Annotated in this window: 18 protein-coding genes; 13 read left to right on the forward strand and 5 right to left on the reverse strand. The window is 69.6% G+C overall.

Annotation, left to right across the window (positions count from 1 at the left end):
* The first annotated feature begins 129 nt into the window (after positions 1 to 129).
* The 4 genes from OHU89_RS32865 to OHU89_RS32880 all read left to right on the forward strand — a co-directional run bounded on the left by OHU89_RS32865 (position 130) and on the right by OHU89_RS32880 (position 1,627).
* Positions 130 to 414, forward strand: coding sequence for a hypothetical protein (locus OHU89_RS32865; protein WP_095046840.1), 285 nt, complete (start codon positions 130 to 132; stop codon positions 412 to 414).
* A 174-nt stretch (positions 415 to 588) separates the two neighbouring features.
* Positions 589 to 957 (forward strand): WhiB family transcriptional regulator, encoded by a 369-nt coding sequence (locus tag OHU89_RS32870; RefSeq protein ID WP_046262221.1) that lies wholly within the window; start codon positions 589 to 591, stop codon positions 955 to 957.
* Positions 954 to 1,280 carry a hypothetical protein gene (locus OHU89_RS32875; protein WP_405648319.1) on the forward strand — a complete coding sequence of 109 codons (327 nt, stop codon included), beginning with the start codon at positions 954 to 956 and terminating at the stop codon, positions 1,278 to 1,280. The genes OHU89_RS32870 and OHU89_RS32875 overlap by 4 nt, the downstream gene beginning before the upstream one ends.
* A 137-nt stretch (positions 1,281 to 1,417) precedes the next feature.
* Positions 1,418 to 1,627, forward strand: coding sequence for a hypothetical protein (locus OHU89_RS32880; RefSeq protein ID WP_405648320.1), 210 nt, complete (start codon positions 1,418 to 1,420; stop codon positions 1,625 to 1,627).
* A 41-nt stretch (positions 1,628 to 1,668) separates the two neighbouring features.
* Here the strand turns inward: OHU89_RS32880 and OHU89_RS32885 are convergent, their stop codons facing one another.
* Entirely contained in the window at positions 1,669 to 3,033 is a 1,365-nt protein-coding gene (locus OHU89_RS32885; protein ID WP_405648322.1) for an ABC1 kinase family protein, read from the reverse strand.
* On the reverse strand, positions 3,026 to 4,270 hold the full coding sequence (locus tag OHU89_RS32890; RefSeq protein WP_405648324.1) for a TOMM precursor leader peptide-binding protein: 1,245 nt from the start codon (positions 4,268 to 4,270) through the stop codon (positions 3,026 to 3,028). Before OHU89_RS32890 ends, OHU89_RS32885 begins: the two co-directional genes overlap by 8 nt.
* A 232-nt stretch (positions 4,271 to 4,502) precedes the next feature.
* On the opposite strand from OHU89_RS32890, the gene OHU89_RS32895 reads away from it, so the two are divergent.
* The 4 genes from OHU89_RS32895 (at position 4,503) to OHU89_RS32910 (ending at position 8,357) form a co-directional block, all read left to right on the forward strand.
* Positions 4,503 to 5,099: a M48 family metallopeptidase gene (locus OHU89_RS32895; RefSeq protein ID WP_266888312.1), complete on the forward strand. Its 597-nt coding sequence runs from the start codon at positions 4,503 to 4,505 to the stop codon at positions 5,097 to 5,099.
* A 116-nt stretch (positions 5,100 to 5,215) separates the two neighbouring features.
* Complete coding sequence (locus OHU89_RS32900; protein WP_405648327.1) at positions 5,216 to 6,892, forward strand: TerD family protein; 1,677 nt, start codon at positions 5,216 to 5,218, stop codon at positions 6,890 to 6,892.
* Between the two features lie 11 nt (positions 6,893 to 6,903).
* Complete coding sequence (locus tag OHU89_RS32905) at positions 6,904 to 7,584, forward strand: AIM24 family protein (protein WP_062718094.1); 681 nt, start codon at positions 6,904 to 6,906, stop codon at positions 7,582 to 7,584.
* A gap of 17 nt (positions 7,585 to 7,601) precedes the next feature.
* Complete coding sequence (locus OHU89_RS32910) at positions 7,602 to 8,357, forward strand: AIM24 family protein (protein ID WP_405648329.1); 756 nt, start codon at positions 7,602 to 7,604, stop codon at positions 8,355 to 8,357.
* Between the two features lie 52 nt (positions 8,358 to 8,409).
* On the opposite strand, the gene OHU89_RS32915 is transcribed toward OHU89_RS32910, so the two are convergent.
* Complete coding sequence (locus OHU89_RS32915) at positions 8,410 to 8,925, reverse strand: NUDIX hydrolase (RefSeq protein ID WP_405648330.1); 516 nt, start codon at positions 8,923 to 8,925, stop codon at positions 8,410 to 8,412.
* Positions 8,922 to 10,358, reverse strand: a complete 1,437-nt coding sequence (locus OHU89_RS32920) for a zinc-dependent metalloprotease (RefSeq protein WP_405648332.1) — start codon at positions 10,356 to 10,358, stop codon at positions 8,922 to 8,924. The genes OHU89_RS32915 and OHU89_RS32920 overlap by 4 nt, the downstream gene beginning before the upstream one ends.
* A 193-nt stretch (positions 10,359 to 10,551) precedes the next feature.
* Here OHU89_RS32920 and OHU89_RS32925 point away from each other — a divergent pair, with 193 nt between their 5' ends.
* From OHU89_RS32925 to OHU89_RS32940, 4 genes are all read left to right on the forward strand, one after another.
* A complete protein-coding gene (locus tag OHU89_RS32925) occupies positions 10,552 to 11,664 on the forward strand; it encodes an SDR family oxidoreductase (RefSeq protein WP_405648334.1) in 1,113 nt (370 codons plus the stop codon).
* Positions 11,665 to 11,766: 102 nt separating this feature from the next.
* Positions 11,767 to 12,228 (forward strand): molybdenum cofactor biosynthesis protein MoaE, encoded by a 462-nt coding sequence (locus tag OHU89_RS32930; RefSeq protein ID WP_266888296.1) that lies wholly within the window; start codon positions 11,767 to 11,769, stop codon positions 12,226 to 12,228.
* A gap of 138 nt (positions 12,229 to 12,366) precedes the next feature.
* Positions 12,367 to 12,522, forward strand: a complete 156-nt coding sequence (locus OHU89_RS32935) for a hypothetical protein (protein ID WP_266888294.1) — start codon at positions 12,367 to 12,369, stop codon at positions 12,520 to 12,522.
* A gap of 58 nt (positions 12,523 to 12,580) precedes the next feature.
* A complete protein-coding gene (locus OHU89_RS32940) occupies positions 12,581 to 13,678 on the forward strand; it encodes a PDZ domain-containing protein (RefSeq protein ID WP_405648336.1) in 1,098 nt (365 codons plus the stop codon).
* Between the two features lie 95 nt (positions 13,679 to 13,773).
* Here the strand turns inward: OHU89_RS32940 and OHU89_RS32945 are convergent, their stop codons facing one another.
* Positions 13,774 to 14,316: a PPA1309 family protein gene (locus OHU89_RS32945; protein WP_266888290.1), complete on the reverse strand. Its 543-nt coding sequence runs from the start codon at positions 14,314 to 14,316 to the stop codon at positions 13,774 to 13,776.
* A gap of 163 nt (positions 14,317 to 14,479) precedes the next feature.
* Here OHU89_RS32945 and OHU89_RS32950 point away from each other — a divergent pair, with 163 nt between their 5' ends.
* Positions 14,480 to 17,410, forward strand: coding sequence for a UPF0182 family protein (locus tag OHU89_RS32950; protein ID WP_405654759.1), 2,931 nt, complete (start codon positions 14,480 to 14,482; stop codon positions 17,408 to 17,410).
* The last annotated feature ends 25 nt before the right edge of the window (positions 17,411 to 17,435 follow it).

Genomic DNA, 17,435 nt, shown 5'->3' on the forward strand with positions numbered 1-17,435 from the left:
GAGGCCTTCTCGAAGGCCCCGATTCCGTGCTCTACTTACATACCCGCAGGACCGGTTCACGCCGGTCTCCCGAGACGCCGAGAGGAGGCGAGTCCAGTGACCAGCATCAACGCCAGCTTCACCGCGAAAATGACCGATCGCTCGGTCGTCGCCTCCCTGTGCATGCTCGCTGTCTCGAACCAGGGCACCGGTCTGTCCGGCATTCGTGTCGCCGGCCCGGCAGCCTCCGTGTCTCGCGCCGGTCTTCCCGTTCGTGAGCGCAATGAGCGACCGACGAAGGCACTGGAAGCAGTAGAGGGTCAGGCGCATGCCTATGCCTTTACGGCAGCCGGTGCCGGAAGCCGGAAGCAGGCGACGCAGCACCACCTGATGTGGGCCTTCCGTGGGCCAGAACCCTGGAGTGATCCAGCCTGATTGATCAGGCCGGCGCCTTCAGGGCCGCGGAACCCCACCCGGGATCCGCGGCCCTTCTGTTTGTCCTCGAACGGGGATGACGGAGCGAAGGGGCCTCGGGACAAGAAAAGAACCCGGTACCCAGCCGACCACCGGTCCAACAGGGCCGGACCGACCAGACGAGGAAGACGAACCGTGCAACTCGAAGCGCACGCCCCGTCCGTACCGCCTTCCGAAACGATCCCCCCGCCCGGCCTCACGGAGGACTCCACCTTGATCCCGCTCACTGCGCTCACCGCGCTCGACGACGCCATCGAGAGCCTCGGCGTACCCGTCCCCTGCCGTTCGTACGACCCGGAGGTCTTCTTCGCCGAGTCGCCGGCCGACGTCGAGTACGCCAAGTCCCTCTGCCGCACCTGCCCGCTGATGGAGGCCTGCCTCGCCGGCGCCAAGGAGCGGCGTGAGCCCTGGGGCGTCTGGGGTGGCGAGCTGTTCGTCCAGGGTGTCGTCGTCGCCCGGAAGCGGCCGCGTGGTCGCCCGCGCAAGAACCCGGTCATGGCATGAACACCATCGCAGGAACGATCGACCGCCCCCTCACGCTCGACCCCAAGAAGCAGGCCCCGATGAAGCCGTCCACCACCGAGCCCGCGGGCTCCGCGATTCCAGACTTCACCACCGTTGGTGCGAGCGACTTGCGCCAGAGCAGGACCCGAGAGATGCAACTTCAACCAGAAGCCCTGGCTCGTGCGCATATGCACGAGCGACTGCACGAGGCGCAGCAGGAACGCCGGGCCGTGAGCCTGGCGGCCGCGCGCCGCATGCAGCGCCGGGCCGAGCGCGCCTCGATGCGCGCCCGCCGTGCGCTGGCCATCGCGGTCATGCAGTAAGCGACAACACCTGAAGCGATGGCCTTCCGGACTCCGGGAGGCGAAAGCTCCCTGCGGGGGCCGGTCCGTTCGCACGGACCGGCCCCCGCGGTGCGTTGTGCCCGCCGATCCGCCGGCCGCGGCGATATCGTCGCCGCGTGACGAGTCTTCCCGGGGGCAGCGAAGACAGCGGCTCCGCCACGGAGCCCCAGCCTCTCGTGTGCGCCCGCTGCGGCACGACCGCCGACGGCCCGCGGCCCACCTGGATCTGCTCCGTGGAGAACGGCGTCCGCCAGTACTTCTGCGACACCTGCTCGAGGGAGAACCTCAGGGCGATCGAGGGGCGCTTGGACTCGGCTTGGTGGTAGGGCATCGCTGACGCCTTGCCGTCGCCCGGTTCACCAGCGGCTCACGCCTCCGCAGCCGACTCCTCGGTCTCCTCCTCCAGCACGAACCCCGGCAGCCACTCCTCCAGTTCCTCCCGCAGCCGTACCGTCGCGCCCAGTTGGCACAGGACGCCGATCGTGCTCAGGGTGACGCGGTGTATGAGGAGGTATGCCGGGGGGAGGTTGAGCTGCTTGCCCAGTTGGTAGGCGGGGGAGCGGATGTCGGCGATGCGGGCCGCCTGGCTGCGCATCCAGCCGCGGGTGAAGGTGAACTCGTCGAGCAGGGCCGGTTCGATGATCGGCCGGAGGTAGTCGAGCACGGCGTCGGGTTCCAGCTCTATGGACTCCTTGACGAAGCCCTCCAGACACAGCAGTTCGTAGACGGCCTCCGCCTCGCCGTCGAGGGTCATGCGCAGGGAGTCGCCGATGGGGGTGGGCAGTCCGCCCGGGAGGCGGTCGACCGTGCCGAAGTCCAGGACGCCCAGGCGCCAGTCGTCCTCGCCGTCGGGACCGCCGGGCAGGAGGCGGAAGTTGCCGGGGTGCGGGTCGGCGTGGAGCAGGCCGGTGCGGGCCGGGCCGGAGAAGAGGAAGCGGGCCAGCAGTTGGCCGGCGCGGTCGCGCTGTTCCTGGGTGCCGTCCGAGATGATCTCCGACAGGGGGACGCCGCCCATCCACTCGGTGATCAGGATCTGGTCGCACTGGTGGACCACCGCCGGCACCACGACGTCCGGGTCGTCCGCGAACTCGTCGGCATGGGCCTGCTGGGCCTGGGCCTCCAGGCCGTAGTCCAGTTCCTCGGAGACCCGGTCCCTCAGTTCCGCGATGAGCGGCTTGATGTCCATGCCGGGGATCAGCGGGCCCAAAAGTCGGGCGAAACGGCTCAATTGGTTCAGGTCGGACAGGAGGGCGTCGCCGGCTCCCGGGTACTGCACCTTGACCGCCACCTCGCGGCCGTCGTGCCACACGGCATGGTGCACCTGGCCGATCGACGCCGCGGCGGAGGGCTTGTCCTCGAACTCCACGAACAGTTCCTGCCAGTCCTCCCCGAGCCGCTCCTCCAGCACCCGGTGCACCGTGCGCGTCGGCATCGGCGGCGCCGCCTCCTGGAGCTTGGTCAGCGCGGCCCGATAGGGACCGGCGACCTCCTCGGGCAGCGCCGACTCGAAGACGGACAGGGCCTGGCCGAACTTCATCGCACCGCCCTTGAGCTCGCCGAGCACCTTGAACAGCTGCTCCGCCGTGCGCTGTTGCAGCTCACGGCCGACGATCTCCGCGGACTCCCCGACGATTCTCTTGCCGAGCCCCCAGGTTGCCCGGCCTGCGAAGCCGAGCGGGAGCGCGGCGAGCTTGGCGGTACGGGTGACCGCCTTGCGGGGAAGATCAGACATGCGCCCTCCAGGTCCCAGCAGGCCGTGCCGCATCCGCCTCACGGCGCAATTCCTTCGACGGCCCTTGCTCCGCCATTGTCTCGTGCGACTCCCCGTCCTTGACGGTGTGTTCCTCCTTACCTTTCTCCGCGGCTCCGCACCGGCACGCGGGATGCGCCCAGACCGGCCGAGCATGCCAGTTCAGGGCGGGGAGGGAGACCTCCCAGCGGGCGCCGGCACTCGACGGGGTCCGGCCGTCGAGGAAGGAGAGGGCGTGCGCGGCCGCCAACCCCGCCACCGTAGTGGCCAGCGCCAGGTCGCACGGACGCACCTGGCGCGACCGCCCCGAACCCGACCGCCACTGCGCGACCAGCCGGGGCCACACCGGGTCCCGGTCCGCGCGCCCCTCGTGCAGACAGCCCGCGCAACTCGTCACCCCGGGCAGGACGAGAGGGCCGACGACACCCGTCGCCTCCACGACACCGGCGTACAGATGGGGCGTACCGGAGTCGACGAGGGAGTCGGCGGGTGGTGGGGCGTGCACCGCGACGTCGTCCCTCGGGGCGAGGATCACCAGGGAGAACCCGGGCTCGCCGTCCCCGGAGGCCGGCCGGCGTGGAGAGCGGTCCGGCGCGGACCGGCGTGCCGCGCGCCGGGCGGCCTCGTCCCTGCGCTTGCCGATCGCTTCGGCGGGCAGCCCGCCCGGCGCGACGTCCCACGGCTCGACCTCGCCGACGTCGCGCACATCGACCTCGCCGACGCCGGCGCCCGCCAGCAGCGAGGCCAGCACCGAGCCCACCCGGCCCGCGCCCCTGACCTGTACGCGCAGCGAGCGACGGGCGGCCAGCAGCTCGATCCCCTCGCCCGGTTCGGACGTCGTCAGGGACAGCGAGGCCAGATCGGGGCGGAGCCGGTCGAGGACCCGCTTCTTCCTTCGCAGGGTGTCACCGGCCTGGCCGCCGCCCCGCGCGTCGTCGAGCAGCCCGGCCCGCGCCAGCCGCTCCAGGAGCCGGTCGACATGGCCGTCGGGCAGATCCATGCGCCGCCCCTCCTCGCGCAGCAGCCCCGGACCGCGGGTGCCGTTGAGCAGGTCGAGGAAACTGCCCGTGGCCGTGTCCATCGGACCCAGCGTCATCGCGTGCGCCGGAGTCATCCCGAACTGCACGGTGTTCAGGTCGCGCCAGCCGCGCCGCAGCGCGGGTTTCACCAGTGGAACCAGCGGGATCGCCGTAACTGGCGGATCTTGTGAAGACTGCATGACAGGCCCCCGTAGCCCTCGTGGAACATCCCCGTCCGCCGCCCGGAGACTTTTCGGTTCTCGGTTGTGGCTCCGTCGGCGAATGCCAGCATGCCCGGATCGGTGATTCGCCGCCGAAAGTTGTCCACAGGCGGTGGGTATTCGTCGTACAAATCAAACGCATGGTGGGGGATCCGGACCGAACCGTCCCGGAGTCGGGACTTCCAGCCCTCACAGCGGGTAACGTCGGGGCGTGTCCGCCGACCCACTGCACCGCGCCGGAACACCACAGCGACGCACGTCGAGCCAGCCGCCCAGCGGCTCGGGTGCGAGCGCGATCGAGGTGCGAAGGAGCGCCCGACGACGCCGGACGGTCTCCGCGTACCGCGAGGGCGACCGCACCGTTGTGCTGATCCCTGCCCGGATGTCCGAGGCGGAGGAGCAACGCTGGGTGAGCGTCATGCTCGACAAGCTGGCCGCCCAGGAGAGCAAGCGGGTACTCGGCGACACCGAACTGGCCGAACGCGCCGAACGGCTGTCGGCCCAGTACTTCGACGGACGCGCCCGGCCCGCCTCGGTGCGCTGGGTCACCAACCAGAACACCCGCTGGGGCTCGTGCACCCCCTCCGAGAGCAGCATCCGCCTCTCGCACCGGCTGCAGGGCATGCCCGAATACGTCGTCGACTACGTCCTCGTCCATGAGCTCGCGCATCTGCTCGTGCCCGGACACGGGCCCCGCTTCTGGCGGCTCCTGGAGGCGTACCCGCGCACCGAGCGGGCCCGGGGCTACCTCGAAGGCGTGGTCGCGGCCGAGCGGTTGCCCCATTTGCCCGGCGCGCGCGGAGAGTGACCGACGTCCCCGGCCGGGGATTGTGTACCGGGTCTGTACCGACTTCGTCCACTGTCCGAGTTTGCCGTTAGCCTGGCGCGACGCACTCGCACTTGGATGGGGGACGGTCGTTACGCATGGCCAGGGAATTCCAACGCGGCCACAAGGCCAAGGTCAGTGACCTCACCGCGGGCACGGATCTGTACGTAGGTGTGCAGATCGCCGGCCCCGGACTGAGCTTCGACATCAGCTGCTTCGGTCTCGACGCCGACGAACGGCTCTCGGACGACCGGTATTTCGTCTTCTTCAATCAGCCGAAGTCCCCTGAGGAGTCCATCCAGCTTCTGGGCTCCCAGGCGGGTGACTCGGAGTCCTTCCGGGTCACCCTCGACCGGATCCCGGCGCAGATCCAGAAGCTGTCCTTCACGGCGACGATCGACGGCGCCGGCCAGATGTCGCAGGTCGCCCCCGGATACCTCCGGATCGTGGCCGGCGGCGAGGAAGTGGCCCGCTACTCCTTCAACGGCTCGGAGTTCTCCACCGAGCGGGCCGTGATGCTGGGCGACTTCTACCTGAAGGACGTCTGGCGGTTCGCCGCGGTCGGACAGGGCTTCGACGGCGGCCTGGACGCACTGCTGAAGAACTTCGGCGGCGAGGTCGCCGAGGAGGAGGCCCCCGCGGCCCCGCCGCAGCCGCAGACCGGCGCCGGCCCGGGCTTCGCCCCGCCGGCCCAGGCCACCGCGCCGCCCGCGTTCGGCGCCCCGGCGCCCGCGCCCGCCCCGCAGGGCTTCGCGCCCCCGCCCGGAGCGACTCCGCCCCCGGCCCCGGCGCCCGCGCCGAACATGCACGCCCAGCCCACCATCGTCGCGCCCATGACCCCGCCCGGCGGCGCCCCGGTACCGCCTCCGGCGCCGGCTCCCGCGCCCTACGGCCAGCCGCAGCAGCAGCCCCAGTACGGCCAGCCCGCCCCGCCGCCCGGCTATGGCGCCCAGCCTCAGGCCCCGCAGGCGCCCCAGGCTCCTGGCCCGCCGCCCGGCTACGGCCAGCCGACCCCGCCCCCGGGCTACGGTCAGCAGCCTCCGTACGGCCAGGTCCCGGGCCAGCAGGCCCCCTACGGCGCGCCCCAGGGCGTACCGCAGGGCGCACCCCAGGCCGCGGGGGTCGCGGGCGCTCTCCAGCAGTTCAAGGAGACGCCCACCGGCCAGCGCTGGACGCAGCAGAACAAGAAGCTCGTCCGTGTCGACCTCGGCATCGGCGGGCACCCCGTGCTGGCCCGGCAGGGCAGCATGGTGCTCTACCAGGGCAAGGTCGACTTCAGCTACAAGGGCGCGGGCTTCGCCGGCCGCGTCGTCGGCAACGCGACCGGCCAGGAGATGCAGCTGATGCGCTGCACCGGCCAGGGTCAGGTCTTCCTCGCCGAGAACTCCACGATGCTGCACCCCATCGAACTCCAGGGCGACGGCATCTGCGTCTCCGCCGAGAACGTCCTCGCCTTCGACGAGAGCCTCCAGTACGAGGTCCGCCGTATCGAAGGACACGGCATCCCGGGCGGCGCGCTGTTCACGATGCTGTTCCAGGGCACCGGCACGATCGTCCTCAAGACGCACGGCACGCCCGTGGTGCTGCCGGTGACGCCCACGACGTTCGCCGACGCCAACGCCGTGGTCGCCTGGTCGTCCGCCGCCCAGGTGGTCGTCTCCAGCCAGGTCCGGATGCGGCGCAACGCCTACCCCGGCGACACCGGGGAGAGCGTCAACCTGCAGTTCCGGGCCGCGCCCGGCAACTTCATCGTCGTCCAGCCGTACGAGATCTGAGGGAGTCCGTCATGAACCAGCCACTCGCGGGCTTCGCTCCCGCACCCGTCACGGCCCGCATGGAGAACCACGGCAACCACATGGCGAAGATCGCCATGCAGACCGGGAACGACCTCTTTGCGCGCGTGGGTTCGATGGTCGCCTACGAAGGGTTCGTCCAGTACGAGCCCAACCCGCCGGCCGTGCGTCAGATCGCCAAGGACTGGATGACCGGCGAGGGCGCGCCCCTGATGAAGTGCACCGGCGACGGGCTGCTCTATCTCGCCGACTACGGCGCCAACGTGGTCGTCATCAACCTCAACGGCGACGGCATCTCCGTCAACGCCACCAACCTGCTCGCCTTCGACGCGCACCTCACCTGGGGTGTCGAGCGCGTGAAGGGCCTGGCGAAGTTCGCCGGGCAGGGACTGTGGAACACCAAGATCTCCGGGCAGGGCTGGGTCGCGCTGACCTCCCGGGGCAAGCCGATCGTCGTCGACTGCGGCGGTGGCGAGGACGAGACGTACGTCGACCCCGACGCGCTCGTCGCCTGGTCCCCGAATCTCAAGGTGAAGGGCAAGCGCAGCTTCAAGGCGCAGTCGCTCATCGGCCGGGGCAGCGGTGAGGCCTACCAGATGGCCTTCTCGGGCCAGGGCATCGTCGTCGTCCAGCCCAGCGAGGACAGCACCGACCGCCTCCGGGTCCGGGGCTGAGGGGGAGCCAGAACGTCATGCAGAGTCCGCTTTTCGCCTACAACGACCAGCAGACCCAGGACCGCTGGAGCCTGCAGAACAAGCAGATGCTCCGCGTCAGCCTGGAGGGCCACGACGACATCCTCGCCCGCAAGGGCACGATGGTCGCCTACCAGGGCCTGATGGAGTTCGACGCCGAGTACCAGAGCAACCAGCAGGGACGCGCGCGTGCGAGCACCGGTGAGGGCCTGGATCTGATGCGCTGCCACGGGCAGGGCACGGTCTATCTCGCCAATCTCAAGCAGCACGTCCATCTGGTGGACGTGGAGCAGGACGGACTGACCGTCGACAGCAGCTACGTCCTCGCCATGGACTCGTCGCTGCACCACGAGGTCATCGCCGTCGACAGCCTCTACGGCATCTCCGGCTCCGGGAAGTACCAGCTCAACATCACCGGCCGCGGCAAGGTCGCCCTCATGACCTCCGGTGCGCCGCTGATGATGCAGGTGACGCCCGACAAGTACGTCAACTGCGACGCCGACGCGATCGTCGCCTGGTCGACCTCGCTGCGCGTCCAGATGCAGGCCCAGACGCATTCCTCCGGGGTGTTCCGGCGTCGGGGCAACACCGGTGAGGGCTGGGAGCTCAGCTTCATGGGCAGCGGTTACGCGATCGTCCAGCCCAGCGAGCTGCTGCCGCCGCAGAACGCCCAGATCGGCTCCGGCCTCGCCGCGCAGTACGGGATGGGCCAGCAGGGGGCTCGCGGCCAGAACCAGGGCAACGTCTGGAGCTAGCCACATCTGACAGGTAAGGGGCGACCATCCATGGTGGTCGCCCCTTACGCGTTCACAGCCTGGCCCGGGTCGCTTCGAGCAGTTGTACGACGGACTCGTCCGCCACGCCCGCCACCTCGTCGTACGCGTACCAGCGCAGGTCCAGGGACTCGTCGCTGATCGCCTCCACCGCCCCGGCCGGGGCAAGCGCCGCGTACTGGACGTCGAGGTGCCAGGCGCACGGCGTGTGATGGCGGTCCAGGCGGACCGGGCCGCCGGGCAGCAGGGTCAGCCCCCCGATGCCCGACTCCTCGGTGCCCTCGCGCAGGGCGGCCGCCGCCAGGGTCTCGTCGACCGGTTCGCAGTGGCCGCCCATCTGGAGCCACATCTGCAGCTTCTTGTGGAGGGTCAGCAGGACCTGCCCGCGCGACGGGTCGATCACCAGCGCGCTCGCCGTGATGTGCCCGTCGCCGCAGGCCTTCCACATGCCGTCCGGGTGCGTCGCCAGATGGTCCAGATAGGTCTGGCGCAGCTCTTCCTGGTCCTCGTAGCCCTTCAGTACGAGGACCGCGTCGTCGAACAGGCTCACTCGGTGTCGTCGCCCTTGTCGTCCTTGTCGGCGTCCTTCTTCTTCAGGTGGGGCTTCTGCGCCGCCTCGCCGAGCATCTTGTCCAGCTCGGAGAAGTCCAGCTGCTCGCGGTGCACGAAGCCGTCCGGGTCGTCCAGGTCGGAGGCGGTCGGGAGCATGTCCGGGTGGGCCCACAGACCGTCCCGGCCGTCGACACCGCGTGCGTCCGTGAGCGAGGCCCACAGACGGGAGGCGTCCCGCAGGCGGCGGGGGCGCAGCTCCAGGCCGATCAGCGTGGCGAAGGTCTGCTCGGCCGGGCCGCCCGAGGCGCGACGGCGGCGCAGGGTCTCGCGCAGCGCGTCCGCGGACGACAGACGTGGCTTCGCGGCCGCGTGGACCACCGCGTCCACCCAGCCCTCGACGAGCGCCAGAGCCGTCTCCAGACGGGCCAGGGCCGCCTTCTGCTCGGGCGTGTCCTCCGGCTGGAACATGCCCTGCTGGAGAGCGTCCTGCAGCTGTTCGGGGTTCTGCGGGTCGAACTGACCGACCACGTCCTCGAGCTTGGCGGTGTCGACCTTGATGCCGCGCGCATACCCGTCGACCGCGCCGAACAGGTGCGAGCGCAGCCACGGCACGTGCGTGAAGAGACGCTGGTGGGCGGCCTCGCGCAGCGCGAGATACAGCCGCACCTCGTCCTGCGCCACGCCCAGGTCCTTGCCGAAGGCCTCGATGTTGAGCGGCAGCAGCGCGGCTTTGCCTGCCGGGCCCAGCGGCAGGCCGATGTCGGTCGAGCCGACGACCTCTCCCGCCAGCGCACCGACGGCCTGCCCGATCTGCGTGCCGAACATGGCGCCGCCCATCGAGCGCATCATGCCGATCAGCGGGCCGGCCATGGCCTGCATCTCCTCCGGCAGGACGTCGCCCATGGCGGTGCCGACGCGCTCGGCGACCGGGTCGACGAGCTCCTTCCACGCGGGCAGGGTCGCCTCGACCCACTCCGCGCGGGACCACGCCACGGAGGAGCCCGCGCCGGACGGCAGGGACGTCGCGTCGTCGAGCCACAGGTCGGCCAGGCGGACGGCCTCCTCGACCGCGGTGCGCTCGGCGGGGCCGACGCTCGCGTCCTTGGTGCCGTCGGCGGTGCCCTGGGAGACCGTCTGGCGGGCGATCTGCTTGGCCATGTCCCAGTTCACCGGGCCGCCCTCGTACGAGAGCATCTGGCCCAGCTGCTGGAACGCGGCGCCCAGGTCGTTGGGGTTCAGGGAACCGAACATGGCAGCGAACGGGTTGTCGGCACCAGGGGCACCGAAGCCGCCGGCTCCGGGCAGCCCGCCGAAACCGAACGGGTTGGCCGGGCCCTGACCACCACCGCTCTGCTGGTCCTTCTTCTTGCCCTCGTCGCCGTCGTCCGGCTCCTCCGGCGGAAGGCCGAATCCGAATGGGGTGTCACTCACGGGATTCCTCGGCTGGTAAGGCCGCCGGTTTCTCTCCGACGGCGCGACTGCCCGATAACACCACCCAGCCTAGACACCGTGGGCGGATCGGGCCTCGGTGCTCCGCCGAGTCTCGGCCTGCGGCAGGATGGATGCCACCTGGTACGTACGCGTCACTCGCGCCCGTACTGAAGACAACCGCTGGAGACGCCCGGTGAGTTCCCCCGATCCACAGGTTCGCGCAGCGCGAAACCAGACAACCCATCCCGGTGTGCGCGGGCCCGTCGTCGCCGTGACCGGCGCCGCCGCCGGTGTCGGCGCGCTGCTCACCGAGCGGCTCGCCGCTTCGGAGGAGATCAAGCAGGTCATCGCCATCGACGAGCGCCGAGGGGAGTGCGCGGCGGCGCAGTGGCACATCCTGGATGTGCGGGATCCGGCGATCGCGGAGAAGCTGCGGGGCGCGGATGTCGTGGTGCATCTGGCGCTCGATCTCGACCTGGAGACCGACGGCGCCGCCCGTACGGCCTACAACGTGCGCGGTACGCAGACCGTGCTGACCGCCGCGGCCGCGGCCGGCGTGCACCGGGTCGTGCTGTGCACCTCCGCCATGGTCTACGGCGCCCTGCCGGACAACGAGCTGCCGCTGTCCGAGGACGCGGAGCTGCGGGCGACCGCGGAGGCCACCGGGGTCGGGGATCTGCTGGAGGTCGAGCGGCTCGCGCGGCGCGCTCCGCGGGCGCACCCCGGGCTGAATGTCACCGTGGTGCGGCCCGCTGTCCTCGTCGGAGGCACCGACACCGCGCTGACCAGGTACTTCGAGTCGCCGCGGCTGCTGGTCGTGGCCGGCTCCCGGCCTGCCTGGCAGTTCTGCCACGTCGAGGATCTGTGCAGTGCTCTGGAGTACGCCGTCCTGGAGAAGGTCGAGGGCGAGCTCGCCGTCGGGTGTGACGGGTGGCTGGAGCAGGAGGAGGTCGAGGAGCTCAGCGGGATCCGGCGGATGGAGCTGCCGTCGGCCGTCGCGCTGGGCGCGGCGGCCCGGCTGCACCGGATCGGGCTCACGCCGTCTCCGGCCGGGGATCTCGCCTACACGATGTACCCCTGGGTGGTGAGCGGCAGCCGGCTCCACGACGCCGGGTGGCGGCCGCAGTGGACCAACGAGGAGGTCCTCGCGGAGCTGCTGGAGGAGGTCTCCGGACGGCACACGGTCGCGGGGCGCCGACTGGGCCGCAAGGACGCGACGGCCGCGGGTGCCGCGGGCGCGACGGTGGCGCTGCTGGGCGCGGCGGCCGTGGTGCGGCGGGCGCGGAAGGCGCGGCGGCGGATCTGAGGGCGAGGGGTCCGGGCCTGTAGGAGGCTCCAAACGCCCACGCGTGTGTGCCGGTGGATAGCGCTATTCCGTGTGGTCGCGGGCATGGGGCACGATGGGGGCATGGCAGCCATCGACGATCACCCCGGTGAGCGGGGCGCGCAGGACGCGATCAAGCTCATCGCCATTCGTGAGACCGCGCTCTCCCTGGACGAGGTCTTCAAGGCCGTCGGGGACGACGCGGCCGGGGGGACCGCGCTGTTCGTGGGGACCGTGCGCAATCACGACGGCGGAGCCGACGTCGACGAGCTCGGGTATTCGTGTCATCCGAGTGCCGAGGCGGAGATGCGGCGGATCGCGGAGAAGGTCGTCGCCGAGTACCCCGTGCGGGCGCTGGCCGCGGTGCATCGCGTGGGGGACCTGAGCGTCGGGGATCTCGCCGTCGTCGTCGCCGTGTCGTGTCCGCATCGCGGGGAGGCCTTCGAGGCCTGCCGGAAGCTGATCGACGACCTCAAGCACGAAGTGCCGATCTGGAAGCATCAGAAGTTCTCCGACGGCACCGAGGAGTGGGTCGGCGCCTGCTGAAACCCACGGCCTCCGCTGAACCCTTCCTTCTCTCCCCTCCGGTTGCGTAACCGCACCCCTGGCATGAGCGTTGTCAGTGCGGATGGTTAATCTGCTGATCAGTCAGTTGCGGTCGCGCACCGGGGTTGGGAGGACAGCATGGCGGCGCTCGCCTGGTTGCTGATTCCGCTTTTGGCTGCGATCGGCGCAGGTCTATGGGGCAGTTGGGCCAACCGGACCCGAGGGGCACGCAGCGACGGGCCCGAGCTGGACGGGTACGCCCGGTTCCGCAAGGCCATGGAGAAGCAACCCTGAGACAGTCCTGAGGCAGCCCTGACGGGTCGCTGACAGGGGCGTCCCGTACTGTCGTGGCATGCCACGCCGCACCGCGACGATGCTCGCCTCCACCCTGATGCTGATCGCGCTCCTGTGCGCGGGTGTGTTGATCCCCGTGCCGTACGCGGAGATGTCCCCGGGGCCGACGGTGAACACCCTGGGCGATCACGACGGCGAGCCGGTGCTCCAGATCTCCGGCCGGAAGACGTACGCGACGAGCGGGCATCTGAACATGACCACCGTCCGGGTCACCAGCGCCGACTACAAGATGAACATCGTCGAGGCCGTGTACGGGTGGCTCGCGCACGACAACAAGGTCGTGCCGCACGACACGCTGTACCCGGACGGCAAGACCGAGGAACAGTCCACCCAGGAGAACGCCGAGGAGTTCAGCCAGTCCCAGGAGAGCGCCAAGGTCGCCGCCCTGAAGGAGCTGGACGTCCCCGTGAAGTCCTTCGTGATCGTCTCCACGGTCGTCAAGGACTCCCCGGCCGAGGGCAGGCTGCACGCCGGTGACGTCATCAAGGCCGTCGACGGGACCACCGTCAAGGAGCCCGCCGACGTCGCCGAGCTGGTCACCAAGCACAAGGTCGGCGAGAAGGTCGTCTTCACCATCGTGCCCGCCAAGGAGCAGGCCGCCGCGGAGAAGGAGCAGCGGACGGCGACCACGACCGAGGACGTGACCGTCACGACCAAGGCGTCCGACGACGACGGCGAGAAGCGCGCCATCGTCGGGATCTCCGCCGGGACCGACCACACCTTCCCGTTCACCATCGACATCAAGCTCGCCGACGTCGGAGGCCCGAGTGCCGGGCTCATGTTCGCGCTCGGCATCTACGACAAGCTCACCCCGGGCAGCCTCACCGGCGGCAAGTTCGTGGCCGGCACCGGCACCATCGACGACGACGGCAAGGTCGGCCCGATCGGCGGCATCGAGATGAAGACCGTCGGCGCCCGCGACAAGGGTGCCCAGTACTTCCTCACGCCCGCCGACAACTGCGCGGCCGCCGCCAAGGACACCCCCGGCGGGCTCACGCTGGTCAAGGTGAAGACCATCGAGGACGCCCTCGGCGCCCTCGACGACATCCGCTCCGGCGACACCGCCGACCTGCCCAAGTGCACGACCAAGGGCTGACGGAACAGACACGCGCGCGTACGTGAACGGGGGCGCCCCCAGGGCCAGGGGCGCCCCCGTTGTCGTACGAGAGGGGGCCGTCGTACCGGAAGAACTCAGTCCTCGAACGTCGCCGACAGCGCCTCCGCGAGCCCCGGTACCAGGGCGCCGCCCGTGAGGACCTCCGTCGGGGAGTCCTTCTCGCGCAGTCGCAGGGCGGAGTCGCGGGTGCCGTCGCGCAGGACCGCGACCGTCATGCGGACCTCCTGGCGGTCGGGGTGCTTCGCGACCCACTGGGAGAGCTTCTTGTCGCTCAGGCCCTCCGGGACCGACGCCTCGGCGGACGGCGGGAGCATCAGGCGCTCCACCGTCAGGGCGCAGCCGACGACCGGGTCGGGCCAGGCGATCGTGCCGAGGAACTCGTCCAGCGGCTTGCCCGCCGGAATCTCCTCCTGCTCGATCGGGGTGAGGCCGGTGGTCGCCTGCTCGTCCTCCAGGCCGAGCTGGGCCGCGAGGCCCGGTTCCTGAGCGCGCAGCCGGGCGGTGTCTACGAGGGCGAAGAGGCGAGCGGGCTGGTCCCAGCCGAGGCCGGAAACGTACTCGTCGATCTCGAGTACGGCCCGGGTCAGGGGGCTCGCTGCCATGGGTGTGTTGGACATGGTCACAATCCTGCCTCGTTCATGGCCCGAATCGGGAACCGAGTAAAGCGTGAGTAAGTTGCATAGGTGAGGGCCTACGATCACGTGGCCCACGGACGGCCCGCGGGGACGCGGGTCTGACGGACCAACAGCGACTTTCGAGGTGCGCACCTTGGCTTTCCAGATGCCGGACCGCGGCGGAGGCCCGACGGGGCCACGGATCAGAGTGGGCCGCCCGTCCCGGCGTGTCCGGACCCTGCTCATGACACTGGGCGTCCTTGCCGTGCTCGGCATGGCGTTCACCATGTTCGCCGGGTTCTGGACGGACTGGCTCTGGTACCGGTCGGTGAACTACTCGTCCGTGTTCACGACGACCCTGTCGACGAAGATCGGGCTGTTCTTCGTCTTCGGCCTGCTGATGGCCCTGGCGGTCGGCTTCAACATCTGGCTGGCGCACCGGCTGCGGCCACCGCTGAGTGCCATGTCGATGGAGCAGCAGAACCTCGACCGCTACCGCATGGGCATCGCGCCCTACAAGAAGTGGCTGCTGCTGGGGATCACCGCGCTGGTCGGCCTCATCGCCGGCGCCTCGGCGTCGAGCCAGTGGCGGACCTGGCTGATGTGGGTCAACGGCGTGTCCTTCGGTGAGAAGGACCCGCAGTTCAAGCTCGACATCTCCTTCTTCACCTTCGACCTGCCCTGGTACCGGTTCCTGCTCGGCTTCGGCTTCGCAGCTGCGATCCTGTCCGTGATCGCCGCCGCACTGACGCACTACCTGTACGGCGGGCTCAGGATCACCAGCCCGGGAGCGCGCGCCACGGCCGCCGCCACGGGCCATCTGTCGGTGCTGATGGGCGTCTTCGTCGCCCTGAAGGCGGTGGCCTACTGGCTCGACCGGTACGGCCTCGCGGTGAAGTCCAGCGACTTCAAGGCGACCGACAACTGGACCGGCCTGAGGTACGTCGACGCGAACGCCTATCTGCCGGCCAAGACGATCCTGTTCTGCATCGCCGTCATCTGCGCCCTGCTGTTCTTCGCCACCCTGTGGCGGCGCACCTGGCAGCTGCCCGTCATCGGCTTCGGTCTGATGGTGCTGTCGGCGATCCTCATCGGCGGCCTCTACCCGGCGATCGTCCAGAAGTTCCAGGTCCAGCCGAACGAGCAGGCCAAGGAAGCGCCGTACGTCACCAAGAACCTCAAGGCGACGCGTGAGGCGTACGGCATCGACGACGCCAACGTCAATGAGTACTCGGGCACGTCCACCACCACGGACAAGACCAAGCTGCGCGACGACGTCGACGGCACGGCCAGCATCCGGGTGATGGACCCGAACATCGCCTCGCCGACGTTCCAGCAGCTCCAGCAGATGCGTAACTACTACGCGTTCCCGACCAACCTGGACGTCGACCGCTACACCAAGGACGGCAAGGACCAGGACACGGTCATCGGTCTGCGCGAGCTGAACCTGGCCGGCATTCCGAAGAACAACTGGATCAACGACCACTTCCGCTACACCCACGGCTACGGCGTGGTCGCCGCCAAGGGCACCGCCGCCGACTCCGAGGGCCGCCCGGTCTTCACCGAGTCCGACCTGCCCTCGCAGGGTGACCTCGGGACGTACCAGCAACGTGTCTACTACGGTGAGAAGACCACCGAGTACTCGATCGTCGGCGGTCCCCAGAAGGAGATCGACTACTCCGACGACAACGGCGAGAAGACCTTCAGCTACACCGGCAAGAGCGGGGTCAACCTCTCCAACCCGATCAACCGGGCCGCTTACGCGGTGGCGTTCAACGAGCCGCAGATCCTCTACTCCGGCGCGATCGGCGAGGGTTCGCGGATTCTGTACAACCGCACGCCCAAGGAGCGCGTCGAGGCGGTCGCCCCGTGGCTGACCATCGACGGCGACGCCTACCCGGCGGTCGTGGACGGGAAGATCCAGTGGATCGTCGACGCGTACACGACGACGAACGGCTACCCGTACTCGTCGCGTACGACCCTCGGTGACACCACGGCCGACTCGCTGACCGCGACGAACAACTCGCGCGCGGTGGTGGCCCAGCAGAACCAGGTCAACTACATCCGCAACTCGGTGAAGGCGACCGTCGACGCTTACACCGGCCAGGTGAAGCTGTACCAGTGGGACACCAAGGACCCGGTCCTGAAGACCTGGATGAAGGCGTTCCCGGGCACGGTGAAGGCGAAGACCGAGATCTCGGACTCGCTCATGGCCCATCTGCGCTACCCGCAGGACCTGTTCAAGGTCCAGCGCGAGCTGCTCAGCCGGTACCACGTGAAGGACGCGACGACGTTCCTCAGCGGCTCCGAGGTGTGGCAGGTGCCGGACGACCCGACCAACCAGTCGGGCGACGCGGTGCCGCCGTACTACCTGAGCATGAAGATGCCCGACCAGAAGGCGCAGGCGTTCTCGCTCACGACGACGTTCACGCCCAACGGCCGTGATCAGCTCAGCGCGTTCATGTCGGTCGACGCCGAGGCGGGCACCAGCGACTACGGCAAGATCAGAATTCTGAAACTGCCGACGAACACCACCGTCCCCGGACCCAAACAGGTGCAGAGCCAGTTCAACTCCGAACAGAACATCGCCGAGACCATCAGCCTCCTCAACAGAGGTGATTCCAAGGTGGAGTACGGAAACCTGCTGACGGTGCCGCTCGACGGAGGACTGCTGTACGTGGAGCCGGTCTACGTACGCGGTGGTGGACTCAAGTACCCGCTGCTGCGGAAGGTGTTGGTGACCTACGGAGGCAACACCGCCTTCGAGGACACCCTCGACGAGGCCCTCAACAAGGTGTTCGGGGCGGACGGTGAGACCACCACGCCACCGGAGGACGACGACGGGGGCACGACGACTCCGCCACCGACCTCCGACAACCCGACGGTCCAAGAGGCGTTGAACGACGCCCAGAAGGCCTTCGAGGACGGCCAGGAAGCCCTGAAGAAGGGCGACTGGGAGGCGTACGGCCTGGCGCAGAAGGACCTGGAGGAAGCGCTGCAACGGGCCGAGGACGCACAGGCCAAGGAAGACAAGACCGGCGGCAGCAGCCCGAGTCCGAGCGGCAGTCCGAGCCCGAGCAGCAGTCCCAGCGGCTGATCAGTTCCTGAGCTGGTCAAATGCC

This window comes from Streptomyces sp. NBC_00019, from assembly GCF_045041015.1.
Lineage (GTDB): Bacteria > Actinomycetota > Actinomycetes > Streptomycetales > Streptomycetaceae > Streptomyces.